General features: G+C 71.8%; 4 protein-coding genes. All 4 read left to right on the top strand.

Going from position 1 to position 4,071, the window contains the following annotated elements:
* On the top strand, positions 1-732 hold a 732-nt coding region (locus tag HUU96_RS12500), incomplete at its 5' end, for a hypothetical protein (RefSeq protein WP_368039770.1).
* A complete protein-coding gene (locus HUU96_RS12495; protein WP_174293097.1) occupies positions 729-2,447 on the top strand; it encodes a peptidoglycan D,D-transpeptidase FtsI family protein in 1,719 nt (572 codons plus the stop codon). The genes HUU96_RS12500 and HUU96_RS12495, both read left to right, overlap by 4 nt.
* Positions 2,444-3,859 (top strand): UDP-N-acetylmuramoyl-L-alanyl-D-glutamate--2,6-diaminopimelate ligase, encoded by a 1,416-nt coding sequence (locus HUU96_RS12490; protein WP_174293096.1) that lies wholly within the window; start codon positions 2,444-2,446, stop codon positions 3,857-3,859. Before HUU96_RS12495 ends, HUU96_RS12490 begins: the two co-directional genes overlap by 4 nt.
* Positions 3,856-4,071, top strand: a 216-nt coding sequence (locus HUU96_RS12485) for a Mur ligase domain-containing protein (RefSeq protein WP_254605213.1), incomplete at its 3' end; no start/stop codon positions are given. The genes HUU96_RS12490 and HUU96_RS12485, both read left to right, overlap by 4 nt.

Raw genomic sequence — 4,071 nt, 5'->3', positions numbered from 1 at the left:
GCGCGATCCCCGCGCACGCTCGGCGACGTTGCGGACGGCGCGGCGCACCGCGGCTCCGGCTTGGGGCGAACCTATCCAACAAGAGGTGACGGCATGACGGCGGCATATCGGCTAAAGGGCGTGGGCTGGCTGATCGCCGCCGTGGTCATCGCGCTCGCCTTCTACCTCGTGTCGCTGCGCGTCGCGGAGGAGCGCAAGCGGCTGGAGGCGGTGAACGCGCGCATTGCCGCGGCGCAGCGCGACATCCGCGCGCTTGAGACCGAGTTCGACACCCGCGCCAACCTGGTCCAGCTGGAACGCTGGAACGGCGATACCCTGGCGCTCGCCGCGCCGACCGCCGGGCAGTTCGTCCGCGACGCCTCGCAGCTGGCGACCATCGACGTCGCCGGTCCGCGGGTGCAGACCGCCGCGCTGGTGGTGCCGTCGATCGCGGCCGCTCCGGTAGCGGCAGTCGCTGCGCCGCTGCCGTCTCTCGTTGCTCGCCCGGCACCGGTCCGCGTCGCCGCCGTGGCGCTCGACCCTGCCGCCCGCACACCAGTGGTGAAGGCCGTTCATGCCGCCCCGCCGGTCCCCGACCGTGCGCTGGCCCGTCTCGCCAACGTTGAGCGCACTAGCCAGGCGGTGGCGAAGGTGCGGCCGCAGGCGATCGCGATGCTCGACGACAAGCTCCTGTCCGATGCGACGTTGGGCGACCTCATCGCCAAGGCGAAACGCGAGGCGCGGCAACGGTGACGCTGGTCGTTGCCCGACCGCTGACGCCCCGCCGCGCCGCCGGCCAGCGCCACGCGCTGGTCGCGACCGCGCATATGCGGCTGATGATGCTGATGATGGTCTTCGCGGCGGCGGTGGCGCTGGTGATCGCGCGACTGGCGATGCTGGCGATCGTCGCGGGCCCGGCCGACGAGGCGGCGCGGATCGCGATGCTGGCGGCACGCGGGGACGTGGTCGACCGCAACGGCGCGCCGCTCGCCCGCACCATCGACGCCTGGACGATCGCCGTCCATCCGCGCCGGCTGATCGGCAACCCGACCGATATCGCCGCGCGGCTGGCGGCGCTGATGCCCGATCGCGGCGACCAGGCTTGGTTCTACGCGCAGCTGACCCGGCATGTGAATTTCGCCTGGCTGCAGCAGCGCGCCTCGCCGGCGCTGGTCGAGCAGGTCAATGCGATCGGCGAGCCCGGCATCGTCTTCGCGCGCGAGACCCAGCGGCTCTATCCGCAGACGACGCTGGCGGCGCACGCGCTCGGCTTCCTGTCCACCGACGGCCATGGCCAGAGCGGGATGGAGCGTGTCCTCGACAAGGCGCTGCTCGACCCGGCCAGCAACGCCAGGCCGATCGAGCTGTCGCTCGACACCCGCGTGCAGGCGGCAATGGAGTCGGAGCTGGCGCGCGCGCAGACGACGTTCCAGGCGCGCGGCGCGGCGGGGCTGGTGCTGGACGTCAACACCGGCGAGGTGGTCGCGATGGTATCGCTGCCGACCTACAACCCCAACCGGGTCGGCATGGCCGGCGTCGAGCAGCTGCGCAACATCAATACCCAGAGCGTCTATGAGCTGGGCTCGACCTTCAAGCCGATCACCGTCGCGGCGGCGATCGACAATGGCGTCGTCACCGACATGAGCCGCCGCTTCGACGCGACCGTGCCGATGAAGATCGGCGGTTTCATGATCCATGACGACCGCGGCGACGAGCAGAAGCGCTGGCTCGATATTCCCGAGACGCTGATCTATTCCTCCAACATCGCCACCGCGCGCATCGCCGACGAGGTCGGCGCGACGCGGATGCAGGCGATGTTCCGCAAGCTGGGCTTCGCCGACAAGCCGGCGATCGAGCTGCGCGAGAAGGGCCGGCCGCTATGGCCGGGCTATTGGGCGCGCACGACGGTGATGACCACCGCCTATGGCCATGGCATCGCGGTGACGCCGCTGCATCTCGCCATGGCCTATGCGGCGCTGGTCAATGGCGGCATCTGGCGGCCGGCGACGATGCTGAAGGTCGCGCCGGGCCATGCCGACCCCGGCCGCCGCGTCATCAGCGCCGCGACCAGCGCGCGGATGCGCCAGCTGCTCAGGATGATCGTCCAGCTCGGCACCGGCCGCAAGGGCGACGCGCCCGGCTATCGCGTCGGCGGGAAGACCGGCACGGCGGAGGCGGCGGTGGCGGGCGGTTACGACCATCATCGCAACGTCGCCACCTTTGCGGCGGCTTTCCCGATGGACGCACCGCGCTATGTGGTGCTGGCCATGCTCGACTCGCCGATCGCGACCAAGGAGACGTTCGGCTTCAAGACCGCCGCCTGGAACGCCGCGCCGGTGGTCGGCCGCGTGATCGCGCGCACCGGCTCGATGCTGGGCGTCGTGCCCGACATGAACCGCGACATCGACGTGTCGGAGCTGATCCCGCTGATCTGGCAGGGACCGAAAGGCAAAGGGCTGCCGGAGTGAGACTGGCCGCGCTGACCGGGGGCGACGAGACGGCACCGGTCACCGGCTTTGCGATCGACCACCGCAAGGTGGCACCGGGAACGGTGTTCGGGGCCTTTCCGGGCGCACGAGTCAACGGCGAGGACTATATTGCCGACGCGGTAAAGGCGGGCGCGATCGCGGTGGTGGCGCGGCCCGAGGCGCGGGTCGAGGGCGCGGTCCACCTCGCCGACGCCGCCCCGCGCGAGCGCTTCGCGCGCGCCGCCGCCAGCTTCTTCGCGCCGTTTCCCGCGACGGTGGTGGCGGTGACCGGCACCAACGGCAAGACCTCCACCGTCGAGATGACGCGGCAGCTGTGGCGGATGGCGGGGCACCACGCCGCCTCGATCGGCACGCTGGGCATCACCACCGCCGCCGAGCGCAGCGCGACCGGGCTGACCACGCCCGATATCGTCACCTTCCTGTCCAACGTCGGCGGCCTGGCGCGCGAGGGGGTGAGCCATCTCGCCTTCGAGGCGTCGAGCCATGGCCTGACCCAGTATCGCACCGAGGGGCTGCGCGTGGCGGCGGCGGCGTTCACCAATCTCAGCCGCGACCATCTCGACTATCATGGCGACATGGCGGCGTACCTGACCGCCAAGCTGCGCTTGTTCTCGGAGGTGCTGGCACCAGACGGGACGGCGGTGGTGTGGGCCGACGATGTCGAGGCGGCGCGGGTGATCGACCTGGCGCGCTGCCGCGGTAACCGGCTGATGACGGTGGGGACCCGCGGCGACACGTTGCGGCTGGTCGGGCGCGAGCCGACCTTGCTGGGGCAGGGGCTGGAGATCGAGGCTGGCGGCAAGCGCCATCATGTCCGGTTGCCACTGATCGGCGGCTATCAGGCGGCCAACGCGCTGGTCGCGGCGGCGCTGGTGATCGCCACCGGCGGCGAGGTCGCGGCGACGCTGGCCGACCTCGCACGATTGCAGCCGGTGCGCGGCCGGCTGGAGCGCGCTGTCATCGCCGCCAATGGCGCGCCGGTCTATGTCGACTATGCCCACACCCCCGACGCGCTGGAGGCGGCGATCGCCGCGCTCAAGCCGCATACGGATGGCCGGCTGATCGTCGTGGTCGGTGCCGGCGGCGACCGCGACCCTGGCAAGCGCGAGGCGATGGGGCAGGTGGTCGACCGCGAGGCCGACCGGGTGATCGTCACCGACGACAATCCCCGCACCGAGGACCCGCGCGAGATCCGCGCGCAACTGCTCGCCGGCGCGCGGACGGCGACCGAGATCGGCGACCGGCGCGAGGCGATCGCCGCCGCGATCGGCGAGGCGGGGCCGCACGACATCGTCCTCATCGCCGGCAAGGGGCACGAGACCGGCCAGATCGTCGGCGACATGGTGCTACCCTTCGACGACGTCGCGGTCGCGCGCGAGTGCGCCGCGTGACGCTCTGGACCGCCGCCGAGATCGCCGCCGCTTGCCGTGGCACCGCGTCGGCCGACTTCGCCGCGGATGGCGTCGCTTTCGACAGCCGCGAGGTCGGCGCTGGCGACCTGTTCGTCGCGCTGACCGGCGAGGCGACCGACGGCCACCGCTTCCTTGGTCAGGCGTTCGCGCAGGGTGCCGCAGGCGCGCTGGTCAGCGAGCCCTGCGCCGGT

Source organism: Sphingomonas bacterium (assembly GCF_903644135.1).
Lineage (GTDB): Bacteria > Pseudomonadota > Alphaproteobacteria > Sphingomonadales > Sphingomonadaceae > Sphingomonas.
This window is presented reverse-complemented; position numbering and strand designations above follow the sequence as displayed.